17 protein-coding genes are annotated in these 16,014 nt (G+C 56.4%); 10 read left to right on the top strand and 7 right to left on the bottom strand.

The window, feature by feature from the left end; all coding sequences use genetic code 11:
• The first annotated feature begins 156 nt into the window (after positions 1–156).
• The 4 genes from ENH71_RS01130 to ENH71_RS01115 are packed head-to-tail and all read left to right on the top strand — an operon-like array spanning position 157 to position 2,328.
• Entirely contained in the window at positions 157–591 is a 435-nt protein-coding gene (locus tag ENH71_RS01130) for a universal stress protein (RefSeq protein ID WP_294133664.1), read from the top strand.
• Positions 592–599: 8 nt separating this feature from the next.
• Positions 600–1,412: a fumarate/nitrate reduction transcriptional regulator Fnr gene (locus ENH71_RS01125; protein ID WP_294133661.1), complete on the top strand. Its 813-nt coding sequence runs from the start codon at positions 600–602 to the stop codon at positions 1,410–1,412.
• Between the two features lie 38 nt (positions 1,413–1,450).
• Positions 1,451–1,885, top strand: a complete 435-nt coding sequence (locus tag ENH71_RS01120) for a YeeE/YedE family protein (RefSeq protein WP_294133659.1) — start codon at positions 1,451–1,453, stop codon at positions 1,883–1,885.
• 11 nt (positions 1,886–1,896) lie between these two features.
• Complete coding sequence (locus ENH71_RS01115) at positions 1,897–2,328, top strand: DUF6691 family protein (RefSeq protein ID WP_294133657.1); 432 nt, start codon at positions 1,897–1,899, stop codon at positions 2,326–2,328.
• 30 nt (positions 2,329–2,358) lie between these two features.
• Here ENH71_RS01115 and ENH71_RS01110 read toward each other — a convergent pair whose 3' ends face one another.
• Positions 2,359–3,264 carry a spermidine synthase gene (locus ENH71_RS01110; RefSeq protein WP_294133652.1) on the bottom strand — a complete coding sequence of 302 codons (906 nt, stop codon included), beginning with the start codon at positions 3,262–3,264 and terminating at the stop codon, positions 2,359–2,361.
• Entirely contained in the window at positions 3,261–3,971 is a 711-nt protein-coding gene (locus ENH71_RS01105) for a fused MFS/spermidine synthase (RefSeq protein WP_317622387.1), read from the bottom strand. Before ENH71_RS01105 ends, ENH71_RS01110 begins: the two co-directional genes overlap by 4 nt.
• A 169-nt stretch (positions 3,972–4,140) precedes the next feature.
• Between ENH71_RS01105 and ENH71_RS01100 the strand changes: the two genes are divergently transcribed.
• Together ENH71_RS01100 and ENH71_RS01095 are read left to right on the top strand one after the other, a co-directional pair.
• Positions 4,141–5,490 carry an MATE family efflux transporter gene (locus ENH71_RS01100; RefSeq protein ID WP_294133649.1) on the top strand — a complete coding sequence of 450 codons (1,350 nt, stop codon included), beginning with the start codon at positions 4,141–4,143 and terminating at the stop codon, positions 5,488–5,490.
• Positions 5,491–6,420 carry an AEC family transporter gene (locus ENH71_RS01095; RefSeq protein WP_294133647.1) on the top strand — a complete coding sequence of 310 codons (930 nt, stop codon included), beginning with the start codon at positions 5,491–5,493 and terminating at the stop codon, positions 6,418–6,420.
• Between the two features lie 12 nt (positions 6,421–6,432).
• On the opposite strand, the gene ENH71_RS01090 is transcribed toward ENH71_RS01095, so the two are convergent.
• From ENH71_RS01090 to ENH71_RS01075, 4 genes are all read right to left on the bottom strand, one after another.
• Positions 6,433–7,527: a phosphotransferase family protein gene (locus ENH71_RS01090; RefSeq protein WP_294133643.1), complete on the bottom strand. Its 1,095-nt coding sequence runs from the start codon at positions 7,525–7,527 to the stop codon at positions 6,433–6,435.
• A 33-nt stretch (positions 7,528–7,560) separates the two neighbouring features.
• Positions 7,561–8,268, bottom strand: a complete 708-nt coding sequence (locus ENH71_RS01085) for a histidine phosphatase family protein (protein WP_294133640.1) — start codon at positions 8,266–8,268, stop codon at positions 7,561–7,563.
• Between the two features lie 113 nt (positions 8,269–8,381).
• Positions 8,382–9,515, bottom strand: a complete 1,134-nt coding sequence (locus ENH71_RS01080; protein WP_294133633.1) for an acyl-CoA dehydrogenase family protein — start codon at positions 9,513–9,515, stop codon at positions 8,382–8,384.
• Positions 9,516–9,549: 34 nt separating this feature from the next.
• The gene (locus ENH71_RS01075) at positions 9,550–10,749 is read right to left on the bottom strand and encodes an acyl-CoA dehydrogenase family protein (protein WP_294133631.1); all 1,200 of its coding nucleotides are present in this window, start codon (positions 10,747–10,749) and stop codon (positions 9,550–9,552) included.
• A 45-nt stretch (positions 10,750–10,794) separates the two neighbouring features.
• Between ENH71_RS01075 and ENH71_RS01070 the strand changes: the two genes are divergently transcribed.
• The 3 genes from ENH71_RS01070 to ENH71_RS01060 all read left to right on the top strand — a co-directional run bounded on the left by ENH71_RS01070 (position 10,795) and on the right by ENH71_RS01060 (position 12,785).
• Positions 10,795–11,064, top strand: coding sequence for a hypothetical protein (locus ENH71_RS01070; protein ID WP_294133629.1), 270 nt, complete (start codon positions 10,795–10,797; stop codon positions 11,062–11,064).
• A 9-nt stretch (positions 11,065–11,073) separates the two neighbouring features.
• Positions 11,074–11,904 (top strand): SDR family NAD(P)-dependent oxidoreductase, encoded by an 831-nt coding sequence (locus ENH71_RS01065; protein WP_294133627.1) that lies wholly within the window; start codon positions 11,074–11,076, stop codon positions 11,902–11,904.
• An 83-nt stretch (positions 11,905–11,987) separates the two neighbouring features.
• Positions 11,988–12,785: an undecaprenyl-diphosphate phosphatase gene (locus ENH71_RS01060; RefSeq protein ID WP_294133624.1), complete on the top strand. Its 798-nt coding sequence runs from the start codon at positions 11,988–11,990 to the stop codon at positions 12,783–12,785.
• Between the two features lie 22 nt (positions 12,786–12,807).
• On the opposite strand, the gene ENH71_RS01055 is transcribed toward ENH71_RS01060, so the two are convergent.
• On the bottom strand, positions 12,808–14,145 hold the full coding sequence (locus tag ENH71_RS01055; protein WP_294133622.1) for a lipoprotein N-acyltransferase Lnb domain-containing protein: 1,338 nt from the start codon (positions 14,143–14,145) through the stop codon (positions 12,808–12,810).
• A gap of 314 nt (positions 14,146–14,459) precedes the next feature.
• On the opposite strand from ENH71_RS01055, the gene ENH71_RS01050 reads away from it, so the two are divergent.
• Positions 14,460–16,013, top strand: a complete 1,554-nt coding sequence (locus ENH71_RS01050; RefSeq protein WP_294133619.1) for an acetolactate synthase large subunit — start codon at positions 14,460–14,462, stop codon at positions 16,011–16,013.
• Position 16,014 lies beyond the last annotated feature (1 nt).

Below are 16,014 nucleotides of genomic sequence, written 5' to 3'. Positions count from 1 at the left end.
ACACAGAACAGCGATAACCGAGAGTATGTCAATCCGCACGACTTATCAATCCGGACAGAGCTGGCCGCTTCTCATTTTGCAGGTACTCAGTTAAACTCCGGACAGCGGATCGTTTTTTGATCTCAATCAATACTATGTACGACGGAGCACATAATCATGAGCTATCAAAGCGTTTTAGTCGCCGTCGATCTGTCCAATGAGTCCACCAGAATAATTGAACGCGCTCTGGAGCTGGCCGGTGGCGAGGTTAGCAGGATTTACCTCACGCACGTCGTTGAGCCAGTCGCGGCGGCCTACCCTATCGATGCCTACGCCATCAACATGACCAAACTGCAGGAAGAAGCGATGGCCATAGCCAGTCAGCGCCTGGCCGGTATTGCTGAAAAACACGGCATCCCGTCGGACAGACAAGTGATTCTGGCAGGTGCAGCGGCGACCGAAATCCGCAGCAAAGCCGAAGAAATCGGTGCTGACCTCATTGTCATCGGCAGCCACGGCACCTCCGGCTGGAAACTGCTGCTAGGCTCCACTGCCAACAAAGTACTGCACGGTGCCAGTTGCGACATCATGACTGTTCGTGTCGGTAAGTGAAGGATTAAATGACCTACCAACCTGTTGACGCCCAGCGCGACCCCCTCGTGCGAGACACTCCCGCGCGCGAGACGATAGGCACCAGCGCCGCCTCTGACAGCTTGCGGGCGAGGCCGTGTCCGCACAACCCCGCCGCCAGTTGCAGCAACTGCCGGCTCAGTGATTTGTGTTTGCCCATCGCACTCAACAAATCCGAGATCCAGCAGCTCGACAACATCATTGAGCGGAACCGTCCGCTTATCAAAGGCGAGCACCTGTATCGACAGCGTGATGAGTTCCGCTCCGTATACGCGGTGCGCAGTGGCAGTTTCAAGTCTTACACTCTCACCAGCGATGGGAAAAGCCGTGTCACCGGCTTTTACATGCCGGGCGAAATTCTGGGTATGGACGGCATTGGCACACGCATCCACGGTGTCTCCACCATGGCGCTTGAGCACGCTTCCATTTGCGAAATACCCTTTTCCCAGCTGGAGAAACTAAGCCATCAACTGCCCAATTTGCAGAGCCGTTTTTTTGCCATCATGGGCAACGAAATCGTCAAGGACCAACACATCCACACCCTGCTCAGCAGTTACACCGCAGAACAGAGACTGGCGTCGTTCCTGCTCAGCCTGTCAACACGGTATGCCCGCTGCCAACTCTCTCCGGACAGATTCCTGCTGCAGATGACGCGTGGCGATATCGGAGAATACCTGGGCCTGACGCTGGAAACAGTCAGCCGGGGCTTCTCAAGCCTGCAGAAAAAGGCAATTATTTCGGTGAAAAGTCGCGAAATTGCGATCACCGATATGGCTGGCCTCAAAGCCATTCTGGGTGACTGACGCGGGGTCGCGCGCAACCAACAGGGGAGTCTGATGACATGACAATTGACTGGGTAGCGTTCAGTCCCTGGGCAGCACTGTCCGGGGGGCTGCTGATCGGCGTAGCAGCAGCGATGTTCATTTTGTTCAACGGCCGCATCGCCGGTATATCCGGCATTGTTGGCGGACTTTTACAGCCCCGGCGCGGCGACACCCTGTGGCGAGTGTTATTTGTCGCCGGCATGTTGCTGGCCCCGCTGGCCTGGCTGGCATTTACGCAGTTGCCAACAATACAGATAGATGCCGGATACCCCATGTTGATAGTCGCTGGTCTGATAGTAGGCATCAGCACCCGTTACGGAGCCGGTTGCACCAGTGGCCACGGAGTCTGCGGTATTTCACGGCTGTCGCCGCGCTCGATTGTGGCAACGCTCGCCTTCATGGGCACCGGTTTCCTTACCGTGTACGTTGTCCGTCATCTGCTGGCGTTCTGAGGATTATCACCTTGAAAACTCATTTCATAACCGCTTTCATCACAGGCCTGGTTTTTGGCCTGGGATTATTGATATCGGGCATGGCGAACCCCGACAAAGTCCTCTCTTTCCTGGACCTGGCAGGCGCCTGGGATCCCTCCCTGGCGCTGGTAATGCTGGGCGCGATTGCGGTCGGTATTATCGCCTTTGGTTTTATCAAAGGCCGCAGCCAATCGTTGCTGGGCGAGCCACTGCGGCTACCCGGCAAAACCACTCTGGACAGTCGGCTCATCACTGGCAGCCTGGGTTTTGGTATTGGCTGGGGTCTGGCCGGCTTCTGCCCGGGACCGGCGCTGGTTGCGCTGGGCGCGGGAGAAGCCAAAGCAGCCGTATTTGTCGCCGCCATGTTGGCAGGCATGGGATTGTTCGAACTGATCGAAAAGCGCAGACCCGCCAGTCGCTAGTCTGCCGTCGCCGGATCCGTGCCAGCAGACTCAGTTGAGCAGGTTGGCCGGTGAATACTGATCGGTCAGTATTCGGGTTGAGGTATCCCAGTCCGGACGCGTGGTCAGACGCGGCGGATACTCCATAAGGTTAACACCATAAGGCGCCAGAGCATCGTACAGGTCCCGTGCCGGCGATCGCAGTTCGCCGGGTGGAGGCAATTCGTTTTTGGTGGCGAGAATCAGACGATTGCCGCTACCGGGCAACTTGAAATTGTAGAATTCACCAAACACAGCCTGATAAGTCACCGACTCATAGTCGTACAGGCGACTGGATGAAAATGTATTGGCCACCACCACCCCATCGGGTGTCAGAATAGCCCTGACCTCCTCCAGAAATTCCTTGCTCAGCAAATGCTCCGGGATGTATTCGCCGGAAAACGCATCCAGAACGATGTAGTCATACTGTTCACCACGCAGACCAGCACGCTTGATGAAAACCCGGGCGTCGACAACGTGAGCAGTCATCGCCTCGTCCTCGCGAAAGCCAAAGAACTCCTGCGCCACGTTCAGCACCGCCTGATCGACCTCAAGCACATCTATGCTGGCATTCGGGAACAGGTCCCGCATCGCCATCGGGATGGTGCCGCCACCCAGCCCGGCGACCAGGATGCGTCTGGGGGCGGGATTGAGCAACAAGCCGGCGAAACTCATTTTGGTATAACTGAACACCAACCGTTTGGGATCGCGTAAATCGATACAGGTCTGGTTCATATCGCCACGATGCACATTAAACAGCATACAACGTTGATCGTTGAATTCTGTCACCACAACATCGCGATACTGCGAACGCTCCTCATGAATGATTTCGCGCTGGGCATGTGTCTGCGTCATGGTCATGACAAACGTCAGCAAGGCGACAATCATTGCGACTGAAATCAATGCGGTTTTTTTCACTGGCCAACCTCCGACGTTACGGCAATAGCGTCCGCATCAGATACCGGTGACGGACTGCGACATGTCAGCATGACCGCACTGGCGCAAAGCAGCAGCGCGGCAACACAACCCCACATGACCGTGTTGATATTGAACCACAGCACAAAATAGAACGATGTTCCCAGCGTACCCAGAGCACTGCCCAGCGTAGAGACAAAATACAGCATGCCGGCAACGCCGCCACTGTGCTCATGTGACGACACCAGCAAACGTACGGAATACGGCGAGACCATTCCCATCACACAGATCGGCAAAAAATACAGCAGCATGGCGGTCAGCAGCGAGCCATAACGTGGGTCTTCGACCGCTACAAAAATGGCTGTCATCACCGCATCCGCCAGAAAAATGATGGGCAGGCATAGCGCTGCTGCCAGCACAAAAAAGGAGGCAAAAACTCTTGGCCCCGGACGGCGCAAAGATAATCGTCCACCCCACAGATAACCCAGCGACAGCGACAGCATGAACACGGCAATAATGCTGCCCCAGACATGCACGCTGCTGCCAAAATAGGGCGCCAGCACCCGACCGCCCAGCAGCTCGATAGACATAATGACAAAGCCGTTGAGAAAAGCCACACACAGGATAACCAGACGCGTGTAGGGCGTGTGTTCAACCGGGCCGGCGCTGACACCGGGGGTTGATTGCGATGACTCCGAAACTGCTGACATCCGGGCTTCCTTGAGCAGGCACAATGGTTAAAACAGAATGTCAGCGAGAGTAACACAGCCGGGCCACCGCGATCAGCCCCGGGACTGCGATATTTGCCAAATAGCGGTCATAGGCGTATTCTCATGCGCCTGATATCCGGCCCCCCTTTGTCTACCCAAGCCAGCACCCATGTCGACGACCACCCCATCTTCGCCCCCCGTGCGCCTGAGCCTGTTCAAACTCGCCGGGCCAACAATTGTTGGCAATCTGTTGCTTTCCGTCGTGCACCTGGCCGCCATCAAGATTGTCGCCGCACTGGGCTCTGATGCTGTCGCCGCCGTCATCGCCGCTGACCGGATCTACATGGCCGTGCAATTGATCATATTTTCCATCACCGCAGGCACCACCGCCATGGTTGCCTATGCCTGGGGCGGCAACAACCCGGATGAGACCGATCGCGTGGTCAAACTGTCAGCAGTCGTTACGCTGATCGCCTCTGGTTTGTTGTGTGTGGTGATGCCCTGGCTGGCGCGCCCGCTGGTTGGCATATTTGGTCTGCAAGGCGAGATGCTGGATCAGTCCGCCCACTACCTGACGCTGCTGATCTTCTTTAATATCTTTTTCTCTTTCCTGGCGGTGATCAGCGCCGCCCTGCGCGCCGCCGGTGATGCCATGACACCGGTCTGGGTCGCTGCCATTGGCAACGTGGTGAATATTGCACTGGCCTATGCACTGGTCTATGGCGTCGGCTTTGTACCCGCTCTGGGCATCAAGGGGGCCGCGTACGCTGCCGGTTTGTCTTATGCACTGGTGGCGGTGATATTTTATTGGCTGTGGCGTCAGCAGAGATTGTTGCTGAAACCCCGGCCGCAGCGGTTTCTGGAGCGCGCGCGACTGCGCAAACTGATGCGCATTGCGTTACCGGCCGGCATTGAACAGTTCATTTTTAATGTCTCCATCATTGCTTTTATGTGGGTGGTCTCACTGTATGGCACGGAGGCCTTCACCGCCTATGGCATCGGCGTCAACATTCTCTCCATTTCCATTGTCATCGGCATGGGTTTCGCGATCGCCACTGCGACCATGACAGGTCAGAATCTGGGCGCCGGCCAACCCGATGAAGCCGAACGCGCGGCCTGGCGTAACCTGAAAATATCCTTTGCCACCATGGCCATTATCGGCCTGGCGCTGGGCGCCAACGCCCGTGTCATCGGCAGCTTCTTCATCAATGATCCGCTGGTGCTCGACTACCTTGTCGCACTGACCATCATGGTTGCGGTGGTGCAGCCCATGATGTCAATCGAGTTTACCCTGGGTGGTGCCCTGCGCGGGGCCGGGGATACCCGTTCGCCGGCGCGTATCATGACAACAGGGTTTCTGTTCGGGCGCGTCATTCTGACGGCGGTGTTCTACTTTATGGAGCTTAGTGTGTACTGGGTTTACGCCGCACTGATTGCCGATTACATAATAAAATCATCCATGTACATACATATTTTCCGCAAAGGGCACTGGAAAACAGCATTTAACGGCGGTCAATAGATGATGATGTTTGAGGGTATCTTTCCGATACTGGCGATTGCACTGGCCGGCTACCTGGCAGCGCGCAGTGGCTACCTCAAGGAAAATGAATACCTGGCGATCGCACGTTTCACCTTTAATCTGATCATCCCCTGCCTGCTGTTCATCAACATGGTTCATGCCGATATACCGGATAATTTCGGCATCGATTTTCTGTTGGCATTTTATGTCGCGGTGCTGTTTGTCTACCTGATCGCGATGCTGCTGGCACGTCATGTTTTCAAGGCAGGCGCCAGCCTGCAGGCGGTCCTGGCGATCAGCGCTACCTACTCAAACACCACCGTGGTGGGCATACCCCTGGTGCTGCAGACTCTGGGCAGCGAAGCCCTGCTGCCACTGTTCATGATCATTGCTACGCAGAACCTGGTGCTGTTCAGTGTGGGCACGGTGTTTGCTGAACGTGAACAATTTGATATCCGGGCGCTCGCTGCCAGCTTAGTGCGGCTGCTGCGGCAACTGTTGAGCAGTCCGTTGACGGCGAGCCTGATCGCAGGCCTGACATTCAACCTGCTGGGCATTGGCTTGTATCAGCCACTGGACGCCAGTTTATCCCTGATGTCAGAGGCAGCAATCCCGACAGCGCTGTTTGTGCTGGGAACGTCACTGCACCAGTACCAGGTGGGTCGCCAGTTGCCCGCCGCCCTGCTGATCACGGCACTGAAATTGATCGTTTTGCCGATACTGGTATGGCTAACCATGTATCAGCTTTTTACTTTTGATCCCCTGTGGGCCAAAACAGCATTGCTGGCTTCAGCGATGCCCGTAGGCATCAGCGCCTATGTCTTCGCCCTCAGGTATCAGACCGGGCAATCGGCGGTGGCAGCGGCATCCGTGATATCGACGCTGCTCAGCCTGATTCCTTTGACGCTGATCCTGATGTGGATTGCCTGACGGCGAACGCATTTACAGCCGCGAACGACTAATCACAAGTTCACACATTTGACGCAGGCTATGGACCTTGTCTATCAGGCGTGCGAAACGCTCATCCTGCGTCAGCCCCTGAGCATAACGATAGTAGATCTGCTGCCCGATCCCTGCCAGCCGGAACAGCCCAAAGCAAAAGTAGAAATCGATATTGTCGACGGCAATGCCGGTGCGTTCGCTAAAGCGGGCGACGATTTCCTCACGGGTGGGGGCACCCGGCGCGTCACTGGGCATCGCCCGATACCGGCGAAAGAAATCCGGATCATCTGCCTGCGCCCAATAACCCAGCGTGCAGCCCAGATCCATCAACGGATCACCCACGGTTGTCATCTCCCAGTCCAGCACACCGATCATCTGCAGCGGATTTTCCGGGGACCAGATCACATTGTCGAGCTTGTAATCATTGTGGATCACGCCCACCACACCGCTTGCTGCGGGCATCTTGTCGCGCAACCAAGCCATGACCGGCGCAAAGTCGGGGGCATCGTCGGTCACGGCAGCCTGATAGCGTTTGCTCCAGCCTTCAACCTGTCGTGTGACATATCCTTCGGGCTTGCCAAAATCCTCCAGCCCGGCAGCTTTCAGATCAACCGAATGCAGTTCGCCGAGCACATCAAACAGGGTAAAAAACTGTTGGCGGACCTGCTCGGGTGAAAGCTGCAAACCAGCCGGATACTCACGCCGGATAACGATGCCCTCAATATAGGACATCAGGTAAAAGTCACAGCCTAATACGCTGTGATCATCACAAAAATGCACCGGCTTGGGTGCATACGGAAAAACCTTGTCCAGCGCCGTCAGTATCCGGAATTCCCGCCCCATATCATGGGCCGACTTGACCTTGCTGCCGAAGGGCGGGCGGCGCAACACCCATTTGTGTTCACCGCTGGCCAACAGGTAGGTCAGATTGGAGTAGCCGCCGGGAAACTGTTTGACACTCAACGTATCAACCAGACCGCCCAGCACAGGGCGCAGGTGTTCCCGCAACACATCCATGTCCAGCTCTTCACCCGGGCGTACCTGTTGTGGCTGGTCTACCAGTTTATGATCTGCCAGTTTAGCGTCCTGAGTCATAAGTCTTCCTTTGTTCAGCGTCTGTTATTGATATTATCTGAAAGTGATGAGGTCACGCCAGGCGGGCACTTCCAGGTGCGACAGGCTATTAAAACAGGCCAGAGATACTTTGCCCCGCCCATAAACCAGTCGGGTAACCGAGCTGTTGTTTACCATCCAGTTGGCGGCGAGGACCTGATTATCAGGCAACTGCACGGCATGCTGCAATGCCAGCGCAATGACCCCGCCGGAGGTGGAGATCAGCACCCGACTGCCACCGGTATGCCGTTGCATCAGCTCATCAAGGGCGCCATGAACCCGGGACTGAAAATCGTGCCAGTGCTCAAAGTCAGTATCTTCCGCGGTGGGCCGCAAGGTCCCGTTGATCCAGTGTGCCGTGGCTGCTTCCAGCACCAGCTGGAAGGTTTTGCGATCTGTTATGGGCAGCCGCAGCCCGGCAGCAAAACCTTCCGATGCCGCATGATCACGCAAATACATCCGGATAATGGGCTCTCCGTTGTACTCATTAAAACCGGAATGCACCCGCGCTTCGCTGTGCCCGGGCACCAGCGAACGCAGGCAGTTCGCGGTCTCGATCTGGCGCATCAGTTCGCCACTGTACAGATGATCAAATTGATCGCCCAGCGTCCGCCAGTACTCAGCCAGAATCTCGACCTGACGAATGCCTTGCGGGCTCAGCTTGTCGTACGATTCGGCGCCAAACGAGGCCTGTCCGTGTCTTACCAGAATGAGTTCACTCAATAGCTGTCTCTCCGTGAAAATATTTGCGTCAGCTTGGTGCCAATGATGAAAAAAAAGGCCGCCTGCAAGTGCAGGTCAGCCTTCTTTGTCATGCTCGCAGTCAAACCGGGCTATTACAGCGCGGCGTAACGCATGGTCTGGTAGTCAGTGTCGCCAAACTGGTGTTCGATGGTTGTCACGCGCTTGAAGTAATGACCCACGTCCAGCTCGTCAGTGACCGCGATGCCACCATGGATCTGCACGGCTTCCTGACCGACCAGGTGCATGGCACGACCAACACGGCTCTTGGCAGCAGCCACGGCCTTGGTTTTTTCGGCAGCACTGGCAGCACTGTCGAGCTTCATCGCCGCCATGATTACAATGGAACGTGCCAGCTCACACTCAACAAACATGTCTGCCATGCGATGCTGAAGTGCCTGGAAGGTGCCAATAGCCACGCCAAACTGTTTACGGGTCTTGGTGTATTCGACAGTTTTCTGCAGCAGGCTGACCAACGCGCCGACAGCCTCGGCACTGACTGCCAGCGTGACACGATCGATAACAACTTCCAGTGCCGCCAGCGCCTTGCCTTCGGCGCCCAGCAAAGCATCAGCAGCAACCTTGACGTCTTTCAGGTGAATTTCTGCAGCCCGGTGGCCATCAACCGCTGTGTACGCGCGCGTGCTGACGCCAGCAGCGCCGGCATCGACCAAGAACACCGAAATGCCGTCACGATCAAACTTGTCGCCCGAGGTACGCGCAACAACCAGCAGTTTGTCTGCCGCAGGGCCGTTAAAGACAACGATCTTGTCTCCGGAAATGACGTAGCCGTCGCCGGACTTGCTGGCAGTAGTAGCGACCGACGCCAGGTTATAACGACTGTCGGCTTCCGCGTAGGCTGTCGCAAGCTGCAGCTTGCCTTCCATAATGGCGCCCAGCATATCCTGCTTTTGCGCATCGCTGCCCAGCTCGCTGATCAGACTTCCGCTGAGTACAGCGGTGGCAAGGAAAGGTTCCACGACCATACCTTTACCGAATTCTTCCATTACCACCATCAGGTCTACCGCCGAACCGCCAAAACCACCGTCCTCTTCTCTGAACGGTACAGTCAGCCAACCCAGCTCGGCAAACAGGTTCCAGTATTCGTCGCTGAACCCCCTGTCGCTTTCAATCAACTTCTTGCGTGTATCAAAGTCATAGCGGCCTTTGACGAATTTCTGCACGCTGTCTTGCAGCATTTGCTGCTCATCACTATAGGAAAAATCCACGATGTATTACCTCTTGAAAATAGTCAGTGTGCAATTACAGGCCGAGTACAGCTTTGCTGATGATATTTTTCTGGATCTCGTTGGATCCACCGTAAATCGACTTCTTACGGTTATTGAAGTAGGTATTGGAACTGGCAGCCGCTGAGCCTTTGCCCACCTGCTCGCCGTCGAAACCTTCGGTGAACTGCTCCGGCACATGCGGCAGACTGTGGTAGGCAGCTACTTCCATATACAGCTCATCAATAAACTGTGTCGCTTCAGTGCCCACAATCTTCAGAATTGATGACTCTGGTCCCGGTGCCTTACCGACGCTGACAGCTGCCAGTGTGCGCAACTCGGCAAATTCCAGCGCCAGCACCTGAATCTCGACTTCAGCAAGCTTGCGCTTGAAAACAGGGTTATCCAACAAGGTGCCGCCGTAACCGTCCGCCGTGTTGGCAGCCAGGCTGCGCAGTTTTTGCAGCTTCAACTTGGAGTTGGGCACCTGGGCAATATTGGTACGTTCGTGCGTCAACAGAACCTTGGCGTAAGTCCAGCCTTTGTTCTCTTCACCGACCAGATTTTCGACAGGCACCTTGACGTTGTCAAAGTGAACTTCGTTGACTTCCGGCTCGCCATCGAGCAGCACAATTGGCGACACCTTAATGCCCGGGGTCTTCATATCAATCAGCAGAAAGCTGATGCCTTCCTGTTTCTTTACCGTGTTATCGGTGCGTACCAGACAGAAAATCCAGTCAGCGTACTGACCCAGTGTGTTCCAGGTCTTGGTGCCGTTAACGATATAGTGATCGCCTTCGCGGACAGCGGTGGTTTTTAGTGACGCGAGATCAGAGCCGGCATTGGGCTCGGAATAGCCTTGGCACCACCACACATTGCTTTGCAGAATATCGGGCAGGAAGCGTTTTTTCTGCTCTTCGTTACCATAGGTATAAATAACCGGCGCTACCATCTTGACGCCAAATGCTACCGGCTCCATGGCGCCATACAGGCCCATTTCCAGCGCAAAGATGTATTTTTGCGTTGGGTTCCAGCCGGTACCACCGTATTCTTCCGGCCAATTGGGGGCTACCCAGCCTTTGTTGTAGAGGATTTTCTGCCAGCGGACAAAGTCATCCTTCTCCAGCTTTATGCCGTTATCCACCTTGTGTTTGATGTCTTGCGGAAATTCCGCTTTTAGAAAGTCATGGACTTCTTTCTGAAACTCTAATTCTTCAGCAGTGAAATCAGCATTCACAGGGAATCTCCCGAAACAATAAAAAATTCAATTGGTTGCATATACATGCAGGCATTCGCAAAACTGCGTTCTTCTACCCACATTACGGCCCTTGGCCGCCGCCAGATCATGGTGATTTACAACAGGAACCGCGCAGCGAGCAAGACTTTAACATTTTTTGGCAGCCCTGAAAACGCATTTTTCGAACAGTTGCTCGATAGTTTGCCGGCGTCAGCGCTGGCCTTCAGCGGCACGGTTTCTATATCATCGCGCGGGGACGCCGAGATGGGGTCAACGCTTACCGGACTCGCGGGACAGACCATTAAAAATCAATAAGGAAACGCCATGACAGACTCGCCAATGGACATCTTTCGCCCGGACCTTTTTCGGGGCAAAACTGCGCTGATAACCGGCGGCGGCCGTGGCATCGGGCTGGCCATCGCGGAAGGGTTTGCGCGCTACGGCGCCAATATCGTGATCGCCGGACGCCATGAGGAAAATCTCAATGCGGCAGCCGAACGCTTCGCGGCGGACGGCACTGAATGCCTGGCTGTGAAAACCAATATCCGCGACACCACCGAAGTGACAGCGCTGGTCGCGGCGGCAACCGAACGCTTCGGTAACATTGATTTCCTGATCAACAACGCCGGCGGACAGTTTCCTGCCCGCCCGTCACAGATCAGCGATGGCGGCTGGCGCGCGGTGGTCGACCTCAACCTGAACGGCACCTGGAACATGTGCAGTCGCGTGGCGCCACTGATGGCGGAACGCGGCTTTGGTGCTATCGTCAATCTGGTGCATGTTTATTCCTTCAACCGCGGTGCACCGCCGTTCGTGCACTCCGGTGCCGCGCGCGCCGGTGTGGTCAGCATGACGCAAAGCATGTCGTATTATCTGGCGCGCAAAGGCGTCACCATCAATGCACTGGCACCCGGCACTATCGATACTCAGGGTGTACATGAAGAAGAGTTCGCCTCGGCAGAGTATCAGGACCTGCCTGAATCAACCTTGCGTGATGTGCCGGCCCATCGCATGGGCACAGTAGCAGAAATGGCAGCCGTTACGCTGTTCCTGTGCTCGCCGGCGGCACGCTACATCAATGGCGCCAGCATCGTCGCCGATGGCGCACAGTTCATGGGCAATTGGGCGCCCATGGTCGACCCCGAGCAGTATTAAGGCAAATCAGGGTTGGCCAGCAGTGCCGGGCTTGATGGATAATGGCGCCGGTTTCATCGAATCACGTTAAAAGAGTAATGCGCATGGATTGGCTGCAAATTCTGGTGCTGTCACTGGTCCAGGGGATCACGGAATTCCTGCCTGTGTCCAGCTCCGCCCACCTGATCCTGGTGCCGGTCCTGACCGGCTGGCAGGATCAGGGGCTGGCGTTTGACGTGGCATTACATGTCGGCAGCCTGTCTGCGGTGCTAACCTATTTCCGCCACGACATACTGACCATGACCCGTAGCTGGGTCCAATCACTGCTTACGCGTCGCCTTGACAGTGAATCCCGGCTGGCCTGGGCCGTCATTCTCGGCACCATCCCGGTGGGTCTGGCAGGCCTGATGTTTAATGACTTCATAGCAGACACCTTGCGCTCTCCCCTCTACATGGTTCCCGGGCTCATTGTCTTTGGACTGGCGCTGGGCTGGGCTGACTGGAAACACCGCGGTCAGCGCGATGAGCGCCAGCTTACCTGGAAGGATGTACTTTTTATCGGCATTGCGCAGGCCATCGCACTGATTCCGGGTACCTCCCGGTCCGGCATTACCATCACCGCAGCGCTGCTGCTGGGATTGAGCCGGGATGCAGCCGCACGCTTTTCGTTCCTGTTATCGATTCCCGTCATCATGATTGCCTGTGGCCTGCAAACGGCCGAGCTGATTCAGTCCGGTATCGACACTGACTGGCCTGCCATGCTCGCAGGCATCGTCATTTCCGGCATCAGCGCGTATTTGTGCATTCACTACTTTCTGGAATTTATCAAACGTATCGGCATGCAGCCGTTTGTCATTTACCGCATTGCGCTGGGGCTGGTGCTGATTCTGGTTTTTGCCTGACCGGAAGTGTGGTTAACGACCATCAGCCAAAACTGATTGATCGCACGCGGTTCATGCCGGCGCTCAGGGTCAATGCCGTGAACACGGCCAGCACCGGTAATACATACAACAGCAAAGAACCCACTCGCTGCCCGGACAGGCCGAACAGCGCAATCACCAGATACACCAATGCCGCCATGACATGAATGATGAAGTAGGTCATCACCCACTGGTGACGGCTACTGCTGACGTTCCATGCACGGCCGGTCAGCAGCCAGCGCAGCGCGACCGCAACACCAAACAGATCGGTCGGCCAGAACAGCAACAGATTCAGATTACCGTGGATATCCTGATGGCTGGAGAACAGCCAGCCCAGACTCATGATCAAACCGTAAATACCGCTGAACAGCGCAATAATCAAACCCATCAGGCCCAACAGACGGTATGTCAGTGCCGGCATGCGCAGGGACAAACCCGGCTGACTGGAGAAAGAGGCGATAGACGCCGGCCTCAGGCACAGCAACAACAACAGACCCGGAATTATCAGCAACGCGGCCAGATAGTAAGGGTTGACGCCGGGCTCTGGCGAAGGGAATTCCATCAATACCTGTTGATCCGTCAACAGACCGGCCCGATTCAGTTGTGCGCGCAGCTCCAGCGGCAAAAACATCTGCTCCCATTGCGTCATACGCCGGTCGATGCGCTCGTTCATCAACACATCCAGTGACAACGATATCACTGGCAGGCTGGCATAGTGTGAGCGTACTTCGTCACGGAACGTTGACTGCGTCAGCGCCCGGCTTTGCTCACTGAGACTGCCACCCAAAGCCTCATCCAGATAGTCACGCACACGGGTTGTGCAATTATCGAAAAAGTAATCATATTCGTAGACCAGATTCTCTTCCCGGATGTTCCACGCCAGGCGCTCGTACAACCGACGCTTCTGGGCGTTGGTCAGAACCAGTTCATCCTGCCACACTGTGCGGGCTTCCTGCTGATAACGCCCCAACTCCCACCCCGGTGGCGTGACGCCCAACTGGTAATCCATGATGCCGCGCGCGAAATTGGCCGCGAACCGGACATATCCGATACTGGCATCAAACAGCCCCCAATTGAAAACCAGATCTGTGTTGGTGGTCTCGTCGACCATGCGCAGAGCGGTGTGCCCGAAGTTGTCCCAGACATTGTCGCCGACATCCACTGTAATCAGATAAAACGTGACCTGATCAAAATCCGATGGCACACGGATCGCAGAACCGTCAATCGGGGGTGCGGTAATCGCCTCAGTTTGTGCCTGCAGATCACGGCTCGTCAGCATCCCGGACATGACAATGCACAGAAACACCAGGCTCAACCAGCCGCCGCGTATGTTACCGGTCATGACCGGTGCGCGAAGACGATGGTGCAGGCATAATAGATGAATCAATTTGGAGTAAATCAATGATCAGCGATGCTTCTGTTGTAAAATCTGTTGTGGAGTTGAGTCACTGTTTTATCAGCCCGGCATACGGCGACTGAGTTGCAGCGTCATCATATCAAAGAAATCTTCGTGATCAAGCAAACATTGCAGCCATGCCGATACGCATGCATAGCTGCCAACTCCGGCTTGCCGTCCTACCCGTCAGTGCCTATGATAAGCCCCTTGAAAATAACCGGCGTCACAACCCTGCCAACAGAACCACGGAGAATAGTGCCATGAACGGTGCCCGAGCCCTGATCGAAACCCTGGCCAACTGCGGCGTAGAACTCTGCCTCGCCAACCCAGGCACGTCCGAAATGCACCTGGTACAGGCTCTGGACCAGGTGCCGCAGATGCGCAGCGTCCTGGCCCTGTTCGAGGGTGTGTGCACCGGCGCCGCCGACGGTTACGGCCGCATGACCGGTAAACCCGCCGCGACCTTGCTGCACCTGGGGCCCGGCCTGGCCAATGGCATTGCCAACCTGCATAACGCACGCAAAGCCGGTACCCCCATCATCAATCTGGTGGGCAATCATCCGCAGTTCCATATGGGATATGACGCACCACTGACCTCGGACATTGATACGCTGGCGCGCAACTTTTCATGCTGGATCAAGTCCTGCAGTACCGCCGACACTCTGGCGCAGGATGGCGCCGAAGCCTACACCGCAACGTTGCGCGCCACACCCGGCTCACAGGGACAGATCTCCACGCTGATTCTTGGCGCAGATGCCGCCTGGGGCGACGCCCCCGGCCTTGCCAGGGCCAACGGTATCCCGCGTCGCGCACAGGTGGATGACAGCAATGTGGAAAATGTCGCCCGGGTGCTGCAAAGCGGCGAAAAATGTGTGGTTGTGCTGGAGCACGACGGCGCCACCCCGGCCTCGCTGGAAATCGCCGGGCGCATCAGCGCCAAAACCGGCTGCCGCATCATGACCGGTACCTTCCCGGCGCGCATTGATGGGGGCCCCGGTGCGGTAGCTGTTGAACGCATGCCTTATTTCCCCGAACACATTCAGGCCTCGCTGGCAGACGTCAAACACCTGATTCTGGTTGGTGGCCAGGAGCCCGCCAGCTTCTTTGCCTACCAGACCACACCCAGCCGACTGGTGCCGGAAGGCTGCGATGTGCATACTCTGGCCCGCATTGAAGAAGATGCCACCAGTGCCCTGCAGCAGCTATCCGAGCGCGTGGCGGCAGACTCTGCAGCGGCGACCCGCTTTCAGCGAGCCGACATGACGGTGCCCAGCGGCGAGATGAATACCCGCAATATGTTGCAGGCCATCGCTGCGACACTGCCCGAGAATGTCATCGTGGCAACCGACTCCGGTGCCGGCAACGCTGCGCAACCGGCCTGTCAGACTGCCGCAGCCAATAGCTGGCTCAGTCTGACCGGTGGTGCCATTGGCCAGGGCAGCCCGGTAGCAACCGGCGCGGCACTGGCCTGCCCCGACCGTCGGGTGTTGACGTTGCTGGGCGACGGCGGTGCAGCCTACACCATCCAGAGCTTGTGGACGCAGGCCCGCGAACAACTGAATGTGACCACGGTGATCTTTGCCAACCGCAAATACAATATCCTGAATATCGAATACGGCCGCCTGGGCGTGACCGACGTAGGCCCGATAGCCGCCAGCCTGTTTGATATTGGCAACCCTGACATCGACTGGGAAATGCTGTCCAAAAGCATGGGCGTACCCGCGGCCACCGCCCACACCGCAGAGGAGTTTGCCCGCTTGCTGGCCCGCAGTTATCAGGAGCCCGGCCCGTTTTTGATTCAGGCCATGTGCTGAC

Origin of the sequence: Pseudohongiella sp. (assembly GCF_011050365.1) — a bacterium.
Taxonomy (GTDB): Bacteria; Pseudomonadota; Gammaproteobacteria; order Pseudomonadales; family Pseudohongiellaceae; genus Pseudohongiella.
Note: the sequence above shows the minus strand (reverse complement) of the source record. Positions and strands in the feature narration are given on the sequence as shown.

Coding starts and splice junctions, on each gene's coding strand:
- ENH71_RS01130 (WP_294133664.1), top strand. CDS start 157: ATGAGCTATCAAAGCGTTTTAGTCGCCGTCGATCTGTCCAATGAGTCC.
- ENH71_RS01125 (WP_294133661.1), top strand. CDS start 600: ATGACCTACCAACCTGTTGACGCCCAGCGCGACCCCCTCGTGCGAGAC.
- ENH71_RS01120 (WP_294133659.1), top strand. CDS start 1,451: ATGACAATTGACTGGGTAGCGTTCAGTCCCTGGGCAGCACTGTCCGGG.
- ENH71_RS01105 (WP_317622387.1), bottom strand. CDS start 3,971: ATGTCAGCAGTTTCGGAGTCATCGCAATCAACCCCCGGTGTCAGCGCC.
- ENH71_RS01100 (WP_294133649.1), top strand. CDS start 4,141: ATGTCGACGACCACCCCATCTTCGCCCCCCGTGCGCCTGAGCCTGTTC.
- ENH71_RS01095 (WP_294133647.1), top strand. CDS start 5,491: ATGATGATGTTTGAGGGTATCTTTCCGATACTGGCGATTGCACTGGCC.
- ENH71_RS01090 (WP_294133643.1), bottom strand. CDS start 7,527: ATGACTCAGGACGCTAAACTGGCAGATCATAAACTGGTAGACCAGCCA.
- ENH71_RS01070 (WP_294133629.1), top strand. CDS start 10,795: ATGCAGGCATTCGCAAAACTGCGTTCTTCTACCCACATTACGGCCCTT.
- ENH71_RS01065 (WP_294133627.1), top strand. CDS start 11,074: ATGACAGACTCGCCAATGGACATCTTTCGCCCGGACCTTTTTCGGGGC.
- ENH71_RS01060 (WP_294133624.1), top strand. CDS start 11,988: ATGGATTGGCTGCAAATTCTGGTGCTGTCACTGGTCCAGGGGATCACG.
- ENH71_RS01055 (WP_294133622.1), bottom strand. CDS start 14,145: ATGACCGGTAACATACGCGGCGGCTGGTTGAGCCTGGTGTTTCTGTGC.
- ENH71_RS01050 (WP_294133619.1), top strand. CDS start 14,460: ATGAACGGTGCCCGAGCCCTGATCGAAACCCTGGCCAACTGCGGCGTA.